The organism is Thalassospira sp. NFXS8 (assembly GCF_040148805.1).
GTDB lineage: Bacteria > Pseudomonadota > Alphaproteobacteria > Rhodospirillales > Thalassospiraceae > Thalassospira.
Genome location: NZ_JAGEMF010000001.1, coordinates 1,637,702 through 1,657,358, shown reverse-complemented (window position 1 = coordinate 1,657,358; position 19,657 = coordinate 1,637,702). Strand labels below are relative to the sequence as shown.

Genomic DNA, 19,657 nt, shown 5'->3' with positions numbered 1-19,657 from the left:
TGTGACCGTTACGGTGGAACGCCTGAAAAAGCGCGCGGAGTTTCTTCGTGTCGCCGGGACCCGCCGTAAATGGGTAACAGACGGTTTGATCCTGCAAGGCGCTCCGCGTCCCGGGATCCAGCCGGAAGACCAAAGCGCCGGAGAAGACCGGTTCGCCAGAATCGGTTTTACCGTCACCAAAAAGGTGGGCAAGGCCGTCGTACGCAATCGCGTTCGGCGGCGTTTGCGTGCTGTTGCCGACCAGTTGGCAGCAGAACTGGCTTTGCCTGGATGGGATTATGTCGTTATAGGACGGCATCAAACCATCGAGCGGCCCTTTGATGCGCTGGTTGACGACATGAGAACTGCCTTGCGGCGCATACCTGACGCCAAACCATCCCCTGCTGACCGATCACGCCCTGTGCGGGGCCGGAATAAAGGCAAGGGTGGCAAACGTCAGACAAAAGGAGGTTCGGTAAAATGAGCCCTCTTGCGCGCCTCATGCAACTCGCCGTTCGGGGCTATCAGCTTGTTTTATCTCCCTATGTTGGGTGGCAATGTCGTTACCAGCCAACATGCTCGGCCTTCATGATGGAGGCTTTGGCAAAACACGGGGCGTTGAAAGGTGGCTGGATCGGGTTTAAACGGATTATGCGGTGCCACCCCTGGGGTGGACATGGCTATGATCCTGTGCCTGATTGTGGTTGTGAACGAAAAGAAGCGCCGCCGGACAGAGACCCTCGGTCCTCGGCGCTTTCGTCATATAGATAGAATAACAGCCGGTCAGGCCGATGGCCGCCGGACGAAAGCGGAAAGAGGCGATGAACGAACAACGTAACCTCTGGATTGCGATTGCGGTTTCGGTCGTAATCCTGGTCGGGTTCCAATTCCTTTTCCCTCACAAACCTGATCCCCAGGTTCGCGAGGCGCAGGTTCGCGAGCAGCTGGATGTTGATTCCACTGCACCGAAGCCTTCTTCATCGACGCAGACCCCGTCTGCGCCTGGTGGTAAAACCGCAGCGCCTGTCGCCAACCGTGATGATGCCCTGGCGTCGTCGCCGCGTATTGCTATCAATACACCGCGCGTTCAGGGGTCGATTCGTCTGGTCGGTGGCCTGATTGACGATATCCAGTTGCAGGATTACCGGGAAACCGAAGACCCGAAAAGCCCGCTGATCCACGTTCTGAACCCTGCCGGGTCGGACGATGCGTATTTTGGTGAATTTGGCTGGGTTGCCGCGGATGGTGCCGGTGATATTGCCCTGCCGGGCAATGATACCCGCTGGACCGCCGATAGCGACAAGCTAACCCCGGAAAAACCGGTAACCCTTAGCTGGGATAACGGCCAGGGCCTGACTTTCACCCGCACGATTTCCATCGATGAAAACTATATGTTCTCGGTGAAGCAGTCGGTCAAAAATGATAGCGGCAAGGACGTTTCGCTTTATCCCTATGGTCTGATTTCGCGTCGTGGTCTGCCCCATACATCGGGTTATTATATCCTTCACGAAGGTCCTGTCGGTGTGATCGACGGGTCGCTGAAAGAAATCAGCTACAAGGACCTGATGGAAGACGATGGTACGGTTAGCAATAAATCGACCGGCGGCTGGGTTGGCATTACCGACAAATACTGGCTGGTTGCCCTGGCGCCTGCCAATGACGAAAGCCTGACCGCGCGTTTCAGCCATCACAGTGTCAACAATACCGACAAATTCCAGGCCGATTATCTGGGCGCGGCGCGCACCATTGCCAATGGGGCAAGTGCCAGCTCGGAAAGCCATATGTTTGCAGGGGCGAAGGAATATAACCTTCTTGATGCCTATGCCGACAAATACGACATCAAGCTGCTTGATCGTGCGATTGACTTTGGCTGGTTCTGGTTCCTGACCATTCCGTTCTTCCAGATCCTTCAGTGGATCAACCATGTGATTGGCAACTTTGGTTTGTCGATCCTGGCCTTTACGGTTCTGGTCAAGGCGGTAATGTTCCCGCTGGCGAACAAATCCTACAAATCCATGAGCGGCATGAAAAAGCTGCAGCCGCAAATGACGAAAATCCGCGAACAGTTCGCCGATGACCGTCAGCGTCAGCAGCAGGAAATCATGGGCCTGTACAAACGTGAAAAGATCAATCCGGCATCGGGTTGCTTGCCGATCGTTGTACAGATTCCGGTGTTCTTTGCGCTTTATAAAGTGCTGTTTGTGAACATCGAAATGCGTCATGCACCGTTCTTTGGCTGGATTCAGGATTTGTCGGCACCCGATCCGACCACGTTGTTCAACCTGTTTGGTTTGATCGACTGGACACCGCCGCACATGCTGATGATTGGGGTTTGGCCGCTGATCATGGGGATTACCATGTTCCTGCAGCAAAAGCTTAACCCGGCCCCGGCCGATCCGACCCAGGCCAAGATCATGATGTTCCTTCCGCTGATCTTTACCTTCATGCTGGCAAAATTCCCGGCAGGTCTGGTGATCTATTGGGCCTGGAACAACACGCTGTCGATTCTTCAGCAGCGCTACATAATGTACCGGATGGGGGTCTGACGACCCCCGTCTTCGGGCCGCCAAAGGGCGGATACGGAAAAAAATGACCGAAGAAAACATACCGGTGCTGTCATCAGTACCGACTTATAAAGAAAAGCAGATCGAAGCCGGGCGCATGTTGTTTACGCGCCCGGTTACATTCATGTTGGGGGTTGCGAAACTTGAGCAGCTGCCAACCGAAGACAAGGTGGAAATCTGTTTTGCCGGGCGTTCCAACGTTGGCAAATCCAGCCTGATCAATGCGCTGTGTTCGCGTAAGGATATGGCGCGGACATCGAACACGCCGGGTCGGACCCAGCAGCTTAACTTCTTTGACCTGGATGGTGCGTTTAACCTGGTGGACTTGCCAGGTTACGGGTTTGCCCAGGCACCCAAGGATGTTGTCCGCAGCTGGCAGGGGCTTATTCGCCATTATTTGCGCGGGCGTGTTACGCTGCGACGTGTTTTTGTTCTGATCGATTCGCGCCACGGCTTTAAGGGTGCGGACCTTGAAATGATGAAAATGCTCGACGAAACGGCTGTGTCTTATCAGGTTGTTTTGACCAAGGCGGACAAGCTGAAAAAAGGACAGATGGAAAAACGCATTGCCGAAGTGGTTGAAGCGTTGAAAAAACATCCTGCTGCCCTTAATCAGATTTTTGCAACTTCAAGCGAAAAAAGCACAGGCATTGCGGAATTGCGTGCCGAGGTTGCGAGCCTGTTATAATTAATAGACTGCCGCGTTGCATGAATTGGGGAGCATTATGAGCGAAGAAATCCGTCCCGAAGACGAAAGTTCCGAATCCAGTGCGTATCGGACTTTGGCCCGTGCCAAGGTTCTGTCGGAAGCTTTGCCTTACATGCGACGTTATAACGGCCAGAAAATCGTGGTTAAATATGGCGGTCATGCCATGGGTGACCCGGAACTGGCCCGTTTGTTCGCCCAGGATATGGTGCTGTTAAAGCAGGTTGGCATGAACCCGATTGTGGTGCATGGCGGCGGCCCGCAGATTGGCCAGATGCTTAAAGAACTTAACATTCAGTCTGAATTTATTGATGGTTTGCGGGTGACCGACCAGCAAACAATTGACGTTGTTGAAATGGTGCTGGCCGGCAAGATCAACAAGGAAATTGTTTCCAACATCAATTCGTCAGGCGGTGTGGGTGTTGGCCTGTGTGGCAAGGACGCGCACCTGATTACGGCGCGAAAATTGACACGCACCAAACGCGACCCCGAAAGCAATATCGAAAAGGTGCTGGATCTGGGATTTGTCGGGGAGCCGGTGGCGGTTAACCCGCATGTGCTTGATTGTTTCACCAATACCGACATCATCCCGGTGATTGCACCTATTGGTGTGGGGGAAGATGGGCAAACCTATAACATCAACGCCGATACCGCCGCTGGCGCGATTGCCAAGGCCGTTGGCGCGCGTCGCCTGTATATGCTGACTGATGTTAAAGGCATTCTTGATAAGAACAAGCAACTGGTGCGTGATGCCAATGTTGATAGCATCAATGCCATGATTGCCGATGGTACCATTTCGGGCGGGATGATTCCCAAAACCGAAACCTGCCTTGATGCCGTTCAAAACGGGGTTGAGGCTGCGGTTATTGTTGATGGCCGGGCACCTCATGCCGTTTTGCTTGAACTGTTTACCGAACGTGGTGCCGGAACAATGATTCGCGGGTAAGTCCCCGTATTTATCAATTTCCTTTTTTCTGGCAATTTCGTGCGCACGATACAAGTTGATGTATAATCACTCGTCCGTCTGAAGAGTACGGCGTGGATGAGGATTTTTCGGTTTGTGTCGTGCAGCACCGACATGCTGTTTTGGGTACTGCGGAGCATATGCAAGGTGACAACGGTGTCTCCTCTTAAATCTCGTCATTGGGATACAGTCGCAGCGACCCTTGATGCGTTGCGCGAATATGATCTGGCCCCTGTGCCGGAACTGTTTCATGTCTGGTTCGTTTTTTTCGCCGATGATAATCCTGATATCGTTCGGTCGATTGAACTCGCGCGCCAGCAGGGCACGGCAATTGACGAAAAACAACTGCTTGATCTGTATTACCGGTACATCCTGCATCGGCACACCACTGACTTTTTACGACAGGGCATGGAAAGTTTTGCCGACGTTATTGAAAATAGCGAGCAAAGCATTGCGTCTGTCAGTTCCGAATTGGGGATCTATCACAAGGTTCTTGAGGAAGCGGACGCCGTTTTGCGACGGGATGGTAAACCGTCAGATCTTCTAACTGCCGTTTCCCGCCATACCCGCAAGGTGCAGAAAACCGTTAGCACACTGGCAGAACAGCTCGATAGCTATCACCAGCAGATTGCACATTTGCAAAGTGAACTGCAAAAAGCCCAGGAACAATCCCTTACCGACGGGCTGACGCGGGTCTCCAACCGGTTGCATTTTGAACAAATCCTGACGGATTTATGCCATGCTGTTGACGAAGGCGAAGACAGCGAACCTTTCTGCCTGATGATGATCGACCTTGACCAGTTCAAGCAGGTGAACGATCGTTACGGCCACCGGGTTGGCGATGAAATTCTGGTGCTGATTGCCGGTATTTTAAAAACCAATATCAAGGGGCGGGACACGGTCTCGCGCTATGGCGGTGACGAATTCGCGGTGTTGTTGCCGCAAACCACGCTGGATGAAGCCCTGTTTCTGGCCGAAGACCTTGGTAATCGCGTGCGTGCCCGCGAAATTCGTGCGAAATCATCGGGCACGTCTTTTGGCAGTATGACCATTTCCATTGGCATCGCCGAATATCAAAGGTATGAAACCTCGTCTTCTATTGTTGATCGGGCCGATAGTGCGCTTTATCGGGCCAAACAGGGGGGGCGCGATCAATACAGCATCGCCCTGCCTTATGAAGGTGAGCCGGAAACCGTTGCCCCCTGAACCGCTGGCATGACCTGATTGGTTCAGGTTTGCCGCTATCGTTTTCACGCATATTCGTTGGGGTGCGGGTGACCATTGTCATAGCGGTCTAAGGTCGCCCGTCACCGCACAATGCATGGCAGTGTTGCCAAAGGCGATACGGGGTGTAAAGTTTGCCCGGGATCGCCCTGCCTTACGATGTCAGTATTTTGGCATCTAAAAATTATAGTGTGATTTCAGTTGGTTGAACGGCGATGTTTGGTTTCCGCCACCTTGTTGGTCGTAAAATTACCGGGGTGTTGCCATCCGATTGCTGTGGGTAACTATAGCGGAGCATCCGGCGTCCGGTCTTGCAATCATTTGTTCAAAAGCGTATGTAACCAGCGCCTGGGCACGCTAAACGTTGCCGGGTTTTCCGGTTTGCACCATTGGGGCCAGGTGCCCTTGCTTGCCGGAATATAATAATTTGTTTCCGTTTTACTTTTTACCGCCAGTCTTCGAAAGCCGAGCATGACAGAGCCGCGCGTCATTACATTTGGTTGCCGTTTAAACACCTATGAGTCCGAGGTGATGCGCGACCACGCCAAGGCAGCAGGGTTGGATGATGCGATTATCATCAATACCTGCGCTGTCACGACCGAGGCAGAACGCCAGGCGCGGCAAAATATTCGCCGCCTGCGCCGCGAAAACCCGGATGCCAAAATTTTCGTGACCGGCTGTGCGGTTCAGGTAAACCCCGACAAATTCGCCGGGATGAAAGAAATCGACCGCATTTTTGGCAATGATACCAAAATGAAGGCCGAAACCTTCATGGATATCAGCCATGAACGCGTGATCGTGAATGACATCATGTCGGTTGAAGAAACCGCCAGCCACCTGGTGTCGGGTTTTGAAGGGCGTGCGCGGGCCTTTGTTCAGGTTCAGAATGGCTGTGACCATCGCTGTACATTCTGCATCATTCCCTATGGTCGGGGAAATTCGCGCAGTGTGCCACTGGGCGAAATTGTGACCCAGGTGCGCGAACTGGTTGCCAATGGCTATGCCGAGGTCGTTTTGACCGGGGTGGATATTACATCCTACGGGCATGACCTGCCGGGCAAGCCCACTTTGGGGCAAATGGCGCGCCGCTTGCTGGCCCAGGTGCCGGAATTGCCGCGCTTGCGTATTTCATCGGTCGACCCGGTGGAAATTGACGAAGACATTTTCCGCCTGATTGAAACCGAACCGCGCCTGATGCCGCATATGCATATTAGTCTGCAAGCGGGCGATGACATGGTGCTTAAGCGCATGAAACGCCGCCATTTGCGCCAGGATGTGATCGATTTTTGCCAAAAAGTCCGTGCATTGCGCCCGGATGTGACCTTTGGCGCCGATATTATTGCCGGTTTTCCGACTGAAACCGATGAAATGGCCGAGAATACCCTGCGCCTGGTTGAAGAATGCGGGCTGATTTATTTGCATGTGTTTCCCTATTCATCGCGCCCCGGTACGCCAGCGGCGAAAATGCCACAGGTGGCCAAGGAAAAGCGTAAGGAACGGGCGGCGGCCCTGCGCGACGCGGGCGACATTCAACTAACGGCATTTTTACAATCGCGTGTGGGATTGGTCGAAGATGTGTTGGTTGAAAAGGAAAATACTGGCCATACAGAGCATTTTGCTCCCGTTGTGCTGGATCGCGTGATAGAACCGGGCACGATCGCCAAGGCAAAAGTCATTGGCCACGAAGATGGAAAATTGATTGCGGAGCTGATGGAATGAGTGATGAGGGGAAAAAAAGCTGGTTTGCCCGACTAAAGGACGGGTTGAAACGGTCCTCCTCGAAACTGACCACCGGCATTGCCGATATTTTTACCAAGCGCCGTCTTGATGACGATGCGCTGGAAGAATTCGAAGATCTGCTGATTACATCCGATCTGGGTGTGACAACAGCTGCAAAGTTAAGTGCAGAACTTGCCCGAACCCGTTTTGACAAGGAAGTGGATTCTGCCGAGATTCAGGAATTCATAGCCCAGGAAGTGGCTAAAATCCTTGAACCGGTTGCACACCCGCTGGTGATTGATGCCAATCGCAAGCCCCACGTCATTCTTGTGGTCGGGGTTAATGGGTCGGGTAAAACCACCACCATTGGCAAGCTGGCGAAATCCTATAAGGATCAGGGCCTGAAGGTGATGATGGCGGCAGGCGACACGTTTCGGGCGGCTGCGGTTGAGCAGTTAAAGGTTTGGGGCGAACGCACGGGATGCCCGGTTGTTTCGCGTGATACCGGGGCGGATGCCGCCGGACTGGCCTTTGATGCGATCGAGCAGGCCCAGCGTGACGGCATGGATGTTTTGCTGATTGATACGGCCGGACGGTTGCAAAACAAGGCCCATCTGATGGATGAACTTAAAAAGATCGTTCGGGTGATCCATAAGCGCGATGAAACCGCCCCGCACGATACCTTGCTGGTGCTTGACGCGACAACGGGGCAAAATGCCCATTCGCAGGTCGAATTGTTTTCCGCCGCGACCAATGTTTCAGGCCTGATTGTTACCAAACTTGATGGTACGGCCAAAGGTGGTGTGGTTGTGGCGCTGGCTGAAAAATTTGGCAAACCGGTGCATGCCATTGGTGTTGGCGAAAGTGCCGAGGATTTACGCCCGTTCGAGGCGCGGAACTTTGCCCGCAGCCTGGCCGGGCTTGCCGATTAAGTTTTGGCTGACTACCGCAAAAATCAAAGGCCGCACGGAGCATATCCGGCGGCCTTTTTGCTGATATCGCAAAAGATCAGATTATGTTGGTCGGCTTCCTTACGTTTGATTTATGGAAGCCAGCCCCCGACCGAGAGGGCCTCGTTGACCGGTTGGATTAATGAGGCGTTGTGGTCCGGGGGTTTCAGGTGCTTGCAGTTTCGTGAAAGTCGGCCAGGGCCGTATGAATGTTTGCCAGTGCCTGTTTCAGGTCGATCAGGTTGCTTTTGACCGGGTCGGGTTTGTTGTCGATTGGGCAGTCTTCAAACAGGGCCAGAAGCGCGTTGATCTGGTTGCCAAGGCCCGCGGCCATACGAACGTCAAGGTCGTTTAGAACCCACGACAAAGCCTTGTCACGCAATTGTTCCATGCTGTGCAAATCCGGGTCGGGGGATGACAGCGGCAAGCCATAGGGGCGCAAAGCCAGTTCAAGCTGGCGAATGATATCGCGCAGGACCCGCGAATTATCATGACAGATGGATTTCAGCGCGCTGCTTTGCGCAATGCCGTAACTTGCTTCCATGCGGATGGCAAGGTCTTCGGCATCGGTCGCTATATCGTTTAGCGCATCGCTGTCGCTGATATCGTCAGGCACGCTGACGTCGCCGGTAAAGGTTGCCGGGGCAAAAACCGGCAACACCGCGCGTTCAAGGGTGAAATGTGCGGGTAATTTGCTGATGATTTCGCCGTCAGCCAAAATCGGGTGTGGTTCGGCACAATCAATATGGATGTCATCACATTCCATTGTCAGTGCAAGTTCCGATTCATCAACCGACCCAAACAGCAGCGCCGCCCCGATATCCATGCCTGACAGCGTGTCAACGTCGGCGCGAATGGCAAAAACATGCAGTTTGCCATCATCCAGGCGTTTATTTTCACGCGGGCGCAGGCCCCCGCCAAAATACTGGCCGTTGGTAACCGTTAACTGGCGCAGCTTAAGATGTTGCCGGTCATGCCCGGCACAGGTTACGTCCAGATCAAGCGGGGTCATTTCATGCCAGCTTTGCCAGTTGGCAATCGCATAGCTAATTGCACCGGTCCAGCGTTTCAGGTCGGGATTGATGCGTTTGCGGGCATCGGCAGGAACGCCGATAGAGGCCGCATTGACAAAACTTTTTCCATTTACCCGGCCAATATCAAGCTGGGTCAACTGCCCGTTAATGGCAGCCTGGGCGGCCTGTATCGGGTCATCAGGCAGTTTCAGGCTGCGGGCAAAATCGTTGGCCGTGCCAAGGGGCAGGGCAAGCAAGATCGTGCCAGACTGGCAGATTGGGTCAATCAGGGCATTTATGGTGCCATCGCCGCCACCAATGGCAACAATGTCGCCAGGCCGGGTGTTGGTTTTGATTTGTTCAATCATGGCATCGGGATCGTCACAGAATACCAGTTCTGTAAGGTAGCCCGCATTTTCAAAAACGCTGCGCAGGGCTTGTGCCCCGTCGCGGCGCCACCGGTCGATGACCTTGTGACGGGTCAGCAACAAAAGAACCTTGCCGGTGAGGTCTGAGTTATTCACCTGTGGGATCTCCCTGCCTGTTCCAAAACCGCAAACTGCCATTAAAGGAAGTATGCTCTAATGTGGCTTTGCTGTGCCAAATATTACGTTGCGAGTGTCGTAAAAAAAACCGGCGCCTTTGTGGCGCCGGTTCATCGCCTGTATAAATGCTGCCCTTATGAAAGGGTCGCGCGCAACATCCAGGCTGCTTCCTCGTGTACGCCAATGCGTTCGGTCAGCATGTCGGCAGTTTTGGGGTCGTCAACGCTGTCGGCTTCGGTGACACCCTCGCGCAACAGCTTGGCCATTTTTTCATGATCCTCGATCAGTTCCTTAACCATCTGGTCGGTGCTGAGAAGTTCGGTTTCGTCAGTGACAACCGAATTTTTGATCATGGTTGAAAGGCCGGTCGGCGCGGTAAAGCCGATGGCACGAATACGCTCGGCCATGTCATCATTGGCAGTATGAAGGTCTTCATACTGTTCTTCTGTCATTTTGTGCAGCGAATAGAAATTCGGTCCCACAACGTTCCAGTGAACACCGCGAACCTTACCATACAGAACATGCGACGATGCAACGATCTGGGTCAGCATTTCCGAAAGTTTGCGGCGATCCTTGCGTTCAACACCGGTTTCAATCGGTAATTCCTTGGCAACGGTCTGCATATTGCTCTGAGCCATTGGTAACTCCTGAATTTTTTATCGTAGTTCGTTCAAAGCAGATGAACGATTGCCTATAGAACGCGTGCGTGAAGGGGGAAGTTCCAAGGAAATAAACAGACCTGCTTGGGAACATCATCTTTGCCATTCCGTTATCAGGGGTAAGCAACGTTAAATAAAGGCGTCGCTTTTTAAACAAAAAATGGAGGTTGTGATGCTTGGTAAAGCAATGTTGATGGCTGGTACTATTATGGTTTCTTCGGCCGTTATGATTCCGGCGTATGCGGATTCCGCCGATACGATGAAAACGGATGATGCTGTTAAGGCAGATGCGACCGAAATGAAGAACGATGCCAAAAACGAATATGAAGATGCCAAGGAGTATTCCTACGAGCAAAAAGAAGATTTCATGGATTGGGCAAAATCCAAGTCCGATGCTCTGGGCGAAAAATATGACGAGATGAAAGATTCAGCCGCAGATAACAGCGACGACGCAATGGACGCTGTGGCCGATGCCTGGGAAGATGCCAAAGACAGCATCAGCGAAGCAATGGATGACGTACAGGATGCGTCCGCCGATACATGGGAAGATGTAAAGGCCGAGACGATTGCAGCCCTTAACAAGGCACAGAATGCACTCGACGACGAGCCTGACGCTCAGTAACGGACATCACAACCTGTTCGGGCGCGTGCTAGTCCAAGGGTGCTTTTCGGCCCGCCTCAATTAATTGAGGCGGGCCGTTCTGATTTTAGCGTCTGTTATGGCGTTCTGGCTGTCATGGCCGGGGTTTTAACGTTTGTGTTAGGCAAAACAGAACAGGTCGTTCATGAATAAAAAGTGTTCTGATGAAGAAAACGGAGCCGCCCGTCATAGCGGAACCATCCATAACAATAATGTATCGTCAGCCCCGGCTTCCAGTTTTGCCGGTATTTGGCAAAAAATAAAGCGTCCATTACATGCCCTGGCGGCGGGGAAACGTGGATTGGCCGGTATCGGTGTTGCGTCTTTTCTGGAAACGACGATCATTCCCATTCCGGTCGAGGTGATTATCGCCCCGCTGATGGCATTTTCGCGAAAACGGGGCATTCAAATCGCAACAGTGACATTGATCGGCAGTGTTATCGGGGCGGTCGTGCTTTATTTTCTGGCCTGGGGGGTGTTTGACGATGTTGTTACACCCTTTCTGGACTGGAGCAACGGCCACCAGCAATTCGATCAGTTAAAAGAACGGTTCCAGGAGGGGGGATTCTGGGTGGTGTTTATCATAAGCATTACACCAGCCCCGATGCAGCTTGCTGCATTGGCTGCCGGTGGTGTGAATTATCCGTTCTGGCTGTTTTTTATCGCGATTTTTTTATCCCGGGCGATTCGATATTACGGACTTTTTGCAATTGTCCGTCTGTTGGGTGCCGGGTATATCCACTATTTTTCCAGCAAGAGTGCCAAACAAGGCAACAAAGAGGCAAAATAAAGCCCGGAACTGGTAAATATTAAAGCGAACATTTGTTGTAATATTGAAATAAAAACGCCCGGTCGATTTTTCCGGGCGCTTTTTTTGCCGTTATTCGGCTTCGATACGGAAATCTGTGGTGGTTTTGCCCTCAACATCAGGGGCATCAACATCCTCAGATACCAGTCCGCGGCGAATTAATTCGCGGATCGCAGCTGCCCGTGTCGGCATTCTGTGCTCGAAACGCCAGTCATCAATCACCTTCAGCTCGTCGTCATCCAACATAATTTGGAGCTTTTCGGTCCGTTTAGACGTGGGCACTTTGTGCTCCTTTGCTTATCCGTGTCCTTATAAGGTGTCACGGAAACCGTTGATATCCGGTGGTTTCAGAAATTTTGGAGTAAGTGACGTTACCGCTGTTTTCTCCGTAACTCAACCACAATACTGATTTTGATCAGAATAAGTCCGTTGATCAATATATGTAAAATAATCAATGTGAATAACGTATGTATTGTGATGTGGTTAGTTATAATAATGATGTTAATGACAATACATTGGTTGTTTATATTGTGTATTGAGAGTGTATTGATCAGGTGAAGTATACGATTTTACTTTGTTTATTCAGTATTTTTGTTAGGTTGGGTCATCAACAAAAAACGGAGGTTGTGATGTCGGGCCAGGTAATGAATGAAATTGAAGATCACGTTCCAGCATTGCGTCGTCATGCGTATCGTCTGACCGGTACTCAGGATCGTGCAAATGATCTCGTTCAAGACACCCTGCTTAAAGCTATCAGCAAACAGGACAAATTCGAGGAAGGCACCAGCTTGAAAGCATGGTTGCACCGGATCCTGTTTAATACGTTTATTTCGGAAGTTCGCCGGACCAAGACCCGTGGTCATCATGTTGACTGGGACGATCTTGGCGACGTCTATGGACATGGTAGCAATCAGATGGCCCGCTTGCAGCTTCGTGACGCTGACCGCGTCCTGGACGAACTGCCCGAGCAGGAACGTCAGGCGATCCTGTTAACCACAGTCGAAGAAATGTCCTATCAGGACGCTGCCGAATTCATGAATGTTGAAATTGGCACAGTAAAATCTCGTGTTGGCCGTGCTCGCCGTAAGTTGCGCAGTATGGTTGGTCAAATTGAAACGCGTGAACATGTATCACGATTTGTGACGGAGGCCTGATAATGACAGCAATTCTTGCTATATATGGCAGGGAAGACATCGTAAATTATGTACATGGCAAGATCGAAACGGATGCTGACAAGCACGAGATCGAACAACTTGTGCAAAGTGATCCAATGGCAGCCAAAACGATTATCGATATTGAAAAAGGTCATGTAGAAAACACAAATATGATCGACTTTCTTCAATATCGCCGGGTACAACGGCTTAAGAGCTTAGCCAAATCTGTTGGCTTGCTTCACTAGAAGAATACACACGGGATTGTCATCTTTTCCCTCAACGTCTTTTTAGTTCAATCCCGAATTGGGCCGGTTCCTGTTTACAGGTTCCGGCTTCTTTTTTGCTTTTGGTTTATTATTAAGTGCCAATTTATCCGGATTTTACAATGTTTTAGTACCCTTCGAAGTGGAGCCTTGTAGGCTTGTTTCTACCTTTTTGGCATTGCGACTCGACAATTTTTAATAAGGTTTCAAAAAGAAGAATCGTAATTCCGACCTGAACCGATTTGTAGCTGACATTTCGGTTGTTGTGGCGTGTGACATCGCTGTTCCAGCTTTTTCCGATGGTTAGGACTGTTCATCCCGGGATTGTGGTTCCTGATGGTAAGGCCAGCCGGACGCGGCGTAACGGGTACGTCTAAGCACCCCATATTGTGAAATGCTGTTTTTCTGCTGTTCGGGTTGAACGCTGACACTAACGTTACGGTAACAGTGCGGGCGGCATATCCGGTTGGGCAACGGCGCCTTCATGTGGTCCTGATTTCAGGAAAGTCTCAATTTGCTAAATGTCGCCCAAACGGCGGGTTACACCCGTTTTGGGTGCTTTAAGTGCTGAAAACCTGTTCGATGACACGTTTGTTGCAATTGCGAAAAATCCCATAACCACTGCGTTTACAGGCTTGCGTTTTCGCAAAAATTCCCGTATCAAAGACAAATGACCAGTAGTCATTTATTGGTTTTCGGCAGATGTGCCTTCTGCCGAACCGGGGTTGTGGTCTTTTTCCTCAACGTCTTATCAGCCCCTTTCCTGGGTCGGTGCTTTTGCTCCGGCCCTTTTTTTTCCTCAAATCGCGCTGTCCTTGCCGCAGGTTTGGTCCGGGCATCCCCACTAATGGGCGAAATTTCGGGTTTTTCGGCATTTTGTGGCGGTCATAAACAAATGCCGGTTTTGGTCTTTTGCGTGTTGACCAATGGTCATTTGTGGTGCGTCTCAAAGCAGGCGGCGCGTTTTACGTGCTGTTAATGTGCCGTGCAAAGACGTCTGGGGGCGGTGCAGGAAACGCGGGGGAATCCTCGGTAATGCCAGAATACGGGGGCTACGCCATTTTGTGTGGCATCTTGCCGCGCGCACTATATTAGCGTCGCTTTTGTCCGGGTCGGGAAACTGTCATTTGGAATATTTGAAAATAACGGGCAAACTTGCCGGGTTGGCATATTGAAATAACCCGGTTTTTGGCGCTTTGCATCGCAATATTACGTTAAGTATATTTTTCTGTTTTTGGCGGATGCATTTCACATTTGCACAATTGGGGGTTGCCAGCACCGGGTCGAGCGGTGATAAATCTCTCGCTCACAACCAAAAAAAATAAAAAGGAGCAATATTTATGGTATCCGGAATCCACGGATCGGTACGCGATCTGTTTGAATTTACCGATGCGGACAAGGCACTGGCCCGCATTCGCGACATTTACGAAACGGGCGGAACCGCCGTTCGCGAAGCTTTTACCCGCTTTGGCACAGGCCAGCAAACCTCGCCGGTGCGCGCTTATTATCCGTACCTTGGCATCGAGGTGCCACCGGAAAAGCTGCATGTCGAAAGTACTCTTTCCTACGGGGCGCCGCGTGACCCGGGTGTGTATGGCACCACCCTGACCCGGCCCGACCTGTTTGAGGAATATTACCGCGAGCAGATCGAACTTCTGTTGAAAAATCACGATGTTCCGGTTGTTGTTGGTGTGTCGGACCGGCCCATTCCGGTGCCGTTTCTGGTGGAAACAGCAACCGATGCTATTGGCCCAACCGACATTCGCCAGTTGCAAATGACGTTCGACATGCCCGATCTGGCACGAACCGATGATGACATCGCCAATGGCGTGCATGTTCGTAATGGCGATACGCCAAAACCATTGTCGCTGTTTTCTGGCGAAAGGGTGGATTATTCGCTGGCCCGGTTACGCCATTACACCGCAACCGCCCCCGAACATTTCCAGAAATTTGTTCTGTTCACCAATTATCAGCGCTATGTCGATGAATTTATCGAATATGCCAAAGCCCAGCTTGAGGACCCCAAAAGCCCCTATGTGGCGTTTGTTGAACCCGGCCCGGCTGTGCATGTGCGCAAAAACGCACCAAAGAAATGGCAGGCCGGCGGAGAGGCCGTTAAACAATTACCGCAAATGCCGTCTTACCATTTGATCCGCGAGGATGGACTGGGTGTTACCCTGGTCAATATCGGGGTGGGGCCGTCCAACGCCAAAACTGCGACCGACCATATTGCGGTGTTGCGACCGCATTGCTGGTTGATGCTGGGCCACTGTGCCGGTTTGCGCCGAAGCCAGCTTTTGGGCGATTACGTATTGGCACATGGCTATGTGCGTGATGACCATGTGCTGGATTCAGACCTGCCGCTCTGGATTCCGGTGGCACCGATTGCGGAAGTCCAGGTTGCCCTGGCTGACTCGGTTGCCAAAGTCACCGGCCTGACCGGCAAGGAAATGAAAGCCCGGATGCGGACCGGCACGGTTGCCACCACTGATAATCGCAACTGGGAACTGCGTTACAGCGAATTGTTTGTTCGCCTTAACCAGGCCCGTGCGATTGCGGTGGATATGGAAAGTGCCACCATTGCTGCCAACGGTTTTCGTTTTCGTGTGCCATATGGCACCCTGTTATGTGTGTCGGATAAACCGGTACATGGTGAATTGAAACTGCCTGGCATGGCGAATAATTTCTATCGTCAGCGCATTGGCCAGCATCTGGAAATTGGCTTGCAGACAATTGAAACCCTGCGGGCGGAAGTCAATCAGCTTCATTCCCGCAAGCTGCGCTCGCTTGATGAACCTGCATTTCGGTAACGCCGGTTCTTCATGTGCCAACTCATCAGGAACGGGTTAATCGCGCCAGGTGCTATCGGGCCTTTGCCAGATAAGGCCGGGGCGGATCGCCCGCTTTTTGATATTCATAGATCGTGATGCGCAAAGCCCTGCCATTGATATGTGGCAGGGCTTTTTACGATGTTGATGATATGTTCGGGCGTGGAAAAGGGTTAACCCTTCTCATCTTTCGCGCTGTCTGTGCCATCATCTTGCGATGGGGCGGCATCGGTGTGTTGCGGAAACAGTGCGGCGATACCGCCGACAAAACGGCGCACATCAAATACATTATGGCTGCGGGTTAATCCCAGGCGTACAATTACCAGGTCCTTTGACGGAATGACACTAAGAGACTGGCCGTCATGCCCCAGGGCAAAATAGGCATCGCCGGGAACATCGGAACTGTTTTGATTGTCATTGCTGTAATCAGGCAGTTTTAGCCACCAATGTGCGCCATAGATCCCGTTTGGGGCAGTGGGGGCAGGGGTTGTTGCATGTTCAACCCAGCCTTTGGGCAGCAGTCGTGTTTCGTTCCATACGCCGTCCTGCAGGTATAGTTGTCCCAGTTTGGCCCACTCACGGGCGGTGGCATGCATAAAACTGGATCCGACCAGATACCCGTCACTATCGGTTTCAACCACGGCATGGCGCATTCCAAGGGGGCGAAACAGCAATTCGGCCGGCAGGGCCTGATATTGCTGCATCGAGCTGCTAAGGTTGCGCATGGCGGCGGAAAGAACGTTGGTGGTGCCGGAGCTATAGCGCCATTCCGTGCCCGGCGTGGTTGCCAGCGGTTTCGAAACAGCCAGTCCGGCGGCACTGGGGGCAACAAACAGCATTTGCACCACATCTGAAACCGGGTTCCGGTAACTTTCGTCAAACTCAAGGCCGCTGCTCATATGCAGCAATTCATCATAGGTAATTTTAACACGCGGGTCGTTGGCCTGGGTGTCCCATTCGTTGATGCTGACCGGGTAATTAAGCGGTGGCAACATGTCTTTCATCCGCATACGGCCTAAGATGGCGGAAAATGCGCTTTTGGTCATTGACCAGCCGGTTAGCGGGGTGTTGACCGTAATTCCCTCGTCGTAGCGTTCGGCAACAACCCGGCCCTTGTAAAGCACGACAATCGCGCGGGTCCGGCGGCTGGGGGTAATCGACGGTTCGTCCATCGCCTCGGACAGGATGTTGTTAAATTTGCGCCTGTCGATGCCCGGTGGCAAAGGTGCGGTCATTAAAGGCTGGGGCGCGATGGGGCGCAATACCGGGGCGGTATTTTGCAGGGCGCTAACCTTGTCAGGGTCGGTCAGGGTGCAACCCATATTGGGGCGATACACTGCCACACGTGTGCGAAAGCCAAAGGCATGGGCGCTTACGGTTTGGTGGCGCAGGTCGATATTTGCCGTAATCAGCGATAACAGGCTGCTATTATCGGACAGGACGTCCTCGTTTAAGGCGCGTTCCGACGACAGGCCGCTGACAAAAATGCGCGAACACAATACCTTGGCGGTATAGCCCGCCCCAACCGGGGCAAGCCAGATGAAAAACCCGGAAATAGCCACAACAACCAGTAGTAACAAACCGATAAATATGGCTTTCAGCCAGGCCATTCCACATCCTTTAAACTTGTTTTGCGCAAGGAAAGTCGCCCGCTTTCACCTTTTGGTCAAGGGGCGTTCCCACAAGGATGCGATATGGAACAATCATGGCGCCGGTGTGATACGTTTGCGCGCAAATATAAGCGAAATCAAATAAAATGCGGCAAAGGCAATGGCTGCCCCGGTCCAGGCAAAGTCGTCAATAATGAACCCGGACACGGGGGGAATGATGACAACAAATATTTCAGCAAATTGCGCGAGCATGCCCTGCAAGGCTGGCATGGAAAGGTTTCTTCCCGCTATGCGCGGCAACATGGCAAAACATGTTCCGGCAACAATACCCTGGCCAAAGTTAAAACCGCATAGCGCAATGATCACGATCAGAAGACCCGGGGCCAGATAAATAATGGCAATACACGTTGCCATAAGCGGCAGGGCCGTTAGCAATAAAAGGCGGCCAGTGGTGTTTTTGCCGAGTAAAATGCCCCCACTTAACGACCCGGCAATGTTACCGGCAATTGTTGTGATGCCAATCATGCTGGCGGCCAGTGTCAGGCTGATGCCAAGCCGGTCCATCAGCATGGCGGGCATAAAGGCAACCGTTGCCGATGTTGTTCCGGCAAAGATGGCAAATGTCATTGCAATTGAAAGGGCATTTTTATCGCGCAATACGCCGATGATGCCGTTTGCCAGCGAACGGTTAAATCCGTCGCGCGGTGGTTTTTGCAATGCAAGAAGCGGGGCGGCAAACAGTAAAACCGGCAAGGCACAGCCCAGAACAGCTATTCGCCAGCCAAAATATGCGCTGAGGCCTGCGCTTATCCATGTGCCAAGGGCAATGCCGACCGGAACAAAGGTGCCCCACAGCCCCATCGCCAGCGTGACAAGACGTGAATTGCCAAAATAGGGCATCCAGCTTGGCGCGCCGACAACAATCAGCAAATAGCCGATACTGGTCAGCACACGCCCGGCATACAGAAATGCCACGCTATCGGCCTGGGAAAAAACAATTGCCCCCGCCAGCATCGTGGCACCCCCTGCCAGCACGGCCTGTTTTAATCCCAGTCTGGCGGCCCAGATCCCGGTGGGAATGGCGCACAGGGCACCTGCGACCGTGATTAACGATGCCACCAGACCAAACTGTGCCTGTGTCAGGTCAAATTGCTGGCGCAATGTTACGGCGATAGGTCCGATCAGGCCCACCTGCATAGAGGCACAAAGGCCGGTTCCATATAAAAAGATAATCGGCAAGACAGCACGCATGGGACACTTCCAAATCAGGGTCGTGTGTTTTTAGCGCGCCCGGGTGTTCAGGGCTATGTATGAAATATGCGTGTTGGTCTGCTATTTGCGATGGCAGGGCCGTTAAGGTTGTTGTTTTGTCCTGGTCCTGGCAAATACGGCATGACGATCTTTACAGGATTAGTAATTTTGCGGGCGGTGATCAAACCCGGTGGTTAACCGTACTGCCCGCCCATCGGCCAGATAGAACCGTTCCCAAAGAATGTATTGATCAATGATGCGCATAGGGCCGCCGTCGCGGGCAGAATTGGCAAATAAAACATGATCGGCCTGGCCCTCGTGCCAGCCCATATGGTGCAGGCTTTTTTCGGCGGCGGCAATTTCCCGGGTTGCAAATCGCCACAGGGATTGCCCCAGCAATTCATTATCATCACGTTGCCATTCACGCTGACGCGGCAGGGACGAACATAACAGCCGGTGGCTGCGATCTTCGATCAGGTGAACGCGCTGGCGCGATTGTTTCACCAGTCGCTTTATCGCATGATCAAGGCGCAGATTACGGTTGCGCGTCATCATGTCGTGCAAAAGCCGGTATTGAAACGGAGAGGGGTGCTGACCCCCTTTTTCCCAGCGCGATATTGTTGCCTGCGTCACCCCCAAAATATCAGCCAGCCGTTGCTGCTTTATATCTGCCATGCGTCGCCACTGCCGCAGTTTGTCGCCAAACCGGGCAATGTCATCGGGGGTGGAATTGTGGATGTTCAGGGGGTGCATCGGGCCATTCCATCTTTACACCGCTAC

19 protein-coding genes are annotated in these 19,657 nt (G+C 52.3%); 13 read left to right on the top strand and 6 right to left on the bottom strand.

What is annotated here, in order from left to right:
* Position 1: 1 nt before the first annotated feature.
* The 8 genes from rnpA to ftsY all read left to right on the top strand — a co-directional run bounded on the left by rnpA (position 2) and on the right by ftsY (position 8,088).
* Positions 2–463: a ribonuclease P protein component gene (gene rnpA, locus J4E05_RS07530; protein WP_085593572.1), complete on the top strand. Its 462-nt coding sequence runs from the start codon at positions 2–4 to the stop codon at positions 461–463.
* Entirely contained in the window at positions 460–750 is a 291-nt protein-coding gene (yidD, locus tag J4E05_RS07525; protein WP_085593573.1) for a membrane protein insertion efficiency factor YidD, read from the top strand. Before rnpA ends, yidD begins: the two co-directional genes overlap by 4 nt.
* A 50-nt stretch (positions 751–800) precedes the next feature.
* Positions 801–2,525 (top strand): membrane protein insertase YidC, encoded by a 1,725-nt coding sequence (gene yidC, locus J4E05_RS07520; RefSeq protein ID WP_085593574.1) that lies wholly within the window; start codon positions 801–803, stop codon positions 2,523–2,525.
* 43 nt (positions 2,526–2,568) lie between these two features.
* Entirely contained in the window at positions 2,569–3,231 is a 663-nt protein-coding gene (gene yihA, locus J4E05_RS07515) for a ribosome biogenesis GTP-binding protein YihA/YsxC (RefSeq protein WP_085593575.1), read from the top strand.
* Positions 3,232–3,268: 37 nt separating this feature from the next.
* Complete coding sequence (gene argB, locus J4E05_RS07510) at positions 3,269–4,195, top strand: acetylglutamate kinase (RefSeq protein WP_085593576.1); 927 nt, start codon at positions 3,269–3,271, stop codon at positions 4,193–4,195.
* 174 nt (positions 4,196–4,369) lie between these two features.
* Positions 4,370–5,419: a GGDEF domain-containing protein gene (locus tag J4E05_RS07505; RefSeq protein ID WP_349593923.1), complete on the top strand. Its 1,050-nt coding sequence runs from the start codon at positions 4,370–4,372 to the stop codon at positions 5,417–5,419.
* Positions 5,420–5,908: 489 nt separating this feature from the next.
* Positions 5,909–7,156 (top strand): tRNA (N(6)-L-threonylcarbamoyladenosine(37)-C(2))-methylthiotransferase MtaB, encoded by a 1,248-nt coding sequence (mtaB, locus tag J4E05_RS07500; protein ID WP_349593920.1) that lies wholly within the window; start codon positions 5,909–5,911, stop codon positions 7,154–7,156.
* Positions 7,153–8,088 carry a signal recognition particle-docking protein FtsY gene (gene ftsY, locus J4E05_RS07495; protein WP_349593917.1) on the top strand — a complete coding sequence of 312 codons (936 nt, stop codon included), beginning with the start codon at positions 7,153–7,155 and terminating at the stop codon, positions 8,086–8,088. Before mtaB ends, ftsY begins: the two co-directional genes overlap by 4 nt.
* Positions 8,089–8,272: 184 nt before the next feature.
* Here the strand turns inward: ftsY and J4E05_RS07490 are convergent, their stop codons facing one another.
* Complete coding sequence (locus tag J4E05_RS07490) at positions 8,273–9,643, bottom strand: diacylglycerol/lipid kinase family protein (protein ID WP_349593914.1); 1,371 nt, start codon at positions 9,641–9,643, stop codon at positions 8,273–8,275.
* Between the two features lie 155 nt (positions 9,644–9,798).
* Positions 9,799–10,302, bottom strand: a complete 504-nt coding sequence (locus J4E05_RS07485; RefSeq protein ID WP_085593580.1) for a Dps family protein — start codon at positions 10,300–10,302, stop codon at positions 9,799–9,801.
* Positions 10,303–10,495: 193 nt separating this feature from the next.
* Here J4E05_RS07485 and J4E05_RS07480 point away from each other — a divergent pair, with 193 nt between their 5' ends.
* A complete protein-coding gene (locus J4E05_RS07480) occupies positions 10,496–10,945 on the top strand; it encodes a hypothetical protein (protein WP_085593589.1) in 450 nt (149 codons plus the stop codon).
* Positions 10,946–11,108: 163 nt separating this feature from the next.
* Positions 11,109–11,753, top strand: coding sequence for a YqaA family protein (locus J4E05_RS07475; RefSeq protein WP_349593909.1), 645 nt, complete (start codon positions 11,109–11,111; stop codon positions 11,751–11,753).
* Between the two features lie 90 nt (positions 11,754–11,843).
* On the opposite strand, the gene J4E05_RS07470 is transcribed toward J4E05_RS07475, so the two are convergent.
* On the bottom strand, positions 11,844–12,053 hold the full coding sequence (locus J4E05_RS07470) for a hypothetical protein (RefSeq protein ID WP_085593582.1): 210 nt from the start codon (positions 12,051–12,053) through the stop codon (positions 11,844–11,846).
* A gap of 347 nt (positions 12,054–12,400) precedes the next feature.
* Between J4E05_RS07470 and J4E05_RS07465 the strand changes: the two genes are divergently transcribed.
* From J4E05_RS07465 to J4E05_RS07455, 3 genes are all read left to right on the top strand, one after another.
* Positions 12,401–12,925: a sigma-70 family RNA polymerase sigma factor gene (locus J4E05_RS07465; RefSeq protein WP_349593905.1), complete on the top strand. Its 525-nt coding sequence runs from the start codon at positions 12,401–12,403 to the stop codon at positions 12,923–12,925.
* Between the two features lie 2 nt (positions 12,926–12,927).
* A complete protein-coding gene (locus J4E05_RS07460; protein WP_349593902.1) occupies positions 12,928–13,170 on the top strand; it encodes a hypothetical protein in 243 nt (80 codons plus the stop codon).
* Between the two features lie 1,358 nt (positions 13,171–14,528).
* Complete coding sequence (locus tag J4E05_RS07455; RefSeq protein WP_085592466.1) at positions 14,529–15,998, top strand: AMP nucleosidase; 1,470 nt, start codon at positions 14,529–14,531, stop codon at positions 15,996–15,998.
* A 191-nt stretch (positions 15,999–16,189) separates the two neighbouring features.
* Here the strand turns inward: J4E05_RS07455 and J4E05_RS07450 are convergent, their stop codons facing one another.
* From J4E05_RS07450 to J4E05_RS07440, 3 genes are all read right to left on the bottom strand, one after another.
* Positions 16,190–17,626, bottom strand: coding sequence for a serine hydrolase domain-containing protein (locus J4E05_RS07450; RefSeq protein WP_349593898.1), 1,437 nt, complete (start codon positions 17,624–17,626; stop codon positions 16,190–16,192).
* Between the two features lie 93 nt (positions 17,627–17,719).
* Positions 17,720–18,877, bottom strand: a complete 1,158-nt coding sequence (locus tag J4E05_RS07445; RefSeq protein ID WP_349593895.1) for an MFS transporter — start codon at positions 18,875–18,877, stop codon at positions 17,720–17,722.
* A gap of 159 nt (positions 18,878–19,036) precedes the next feature.
* Positions 19,037–19,630: a helix-turn-helix transcriptional regulator gene (locus J4E05_RS07440; protein ID WP_085592472.1), complete on the bottom strand. Its 594-nt coding sequence runs from the start codon at positions 19,628–19,630 to the stop codon at positions 19,037–19,039.
* Between the last annotated feature and the right edge of the window lie 27 nt (positions 19,631–19,657).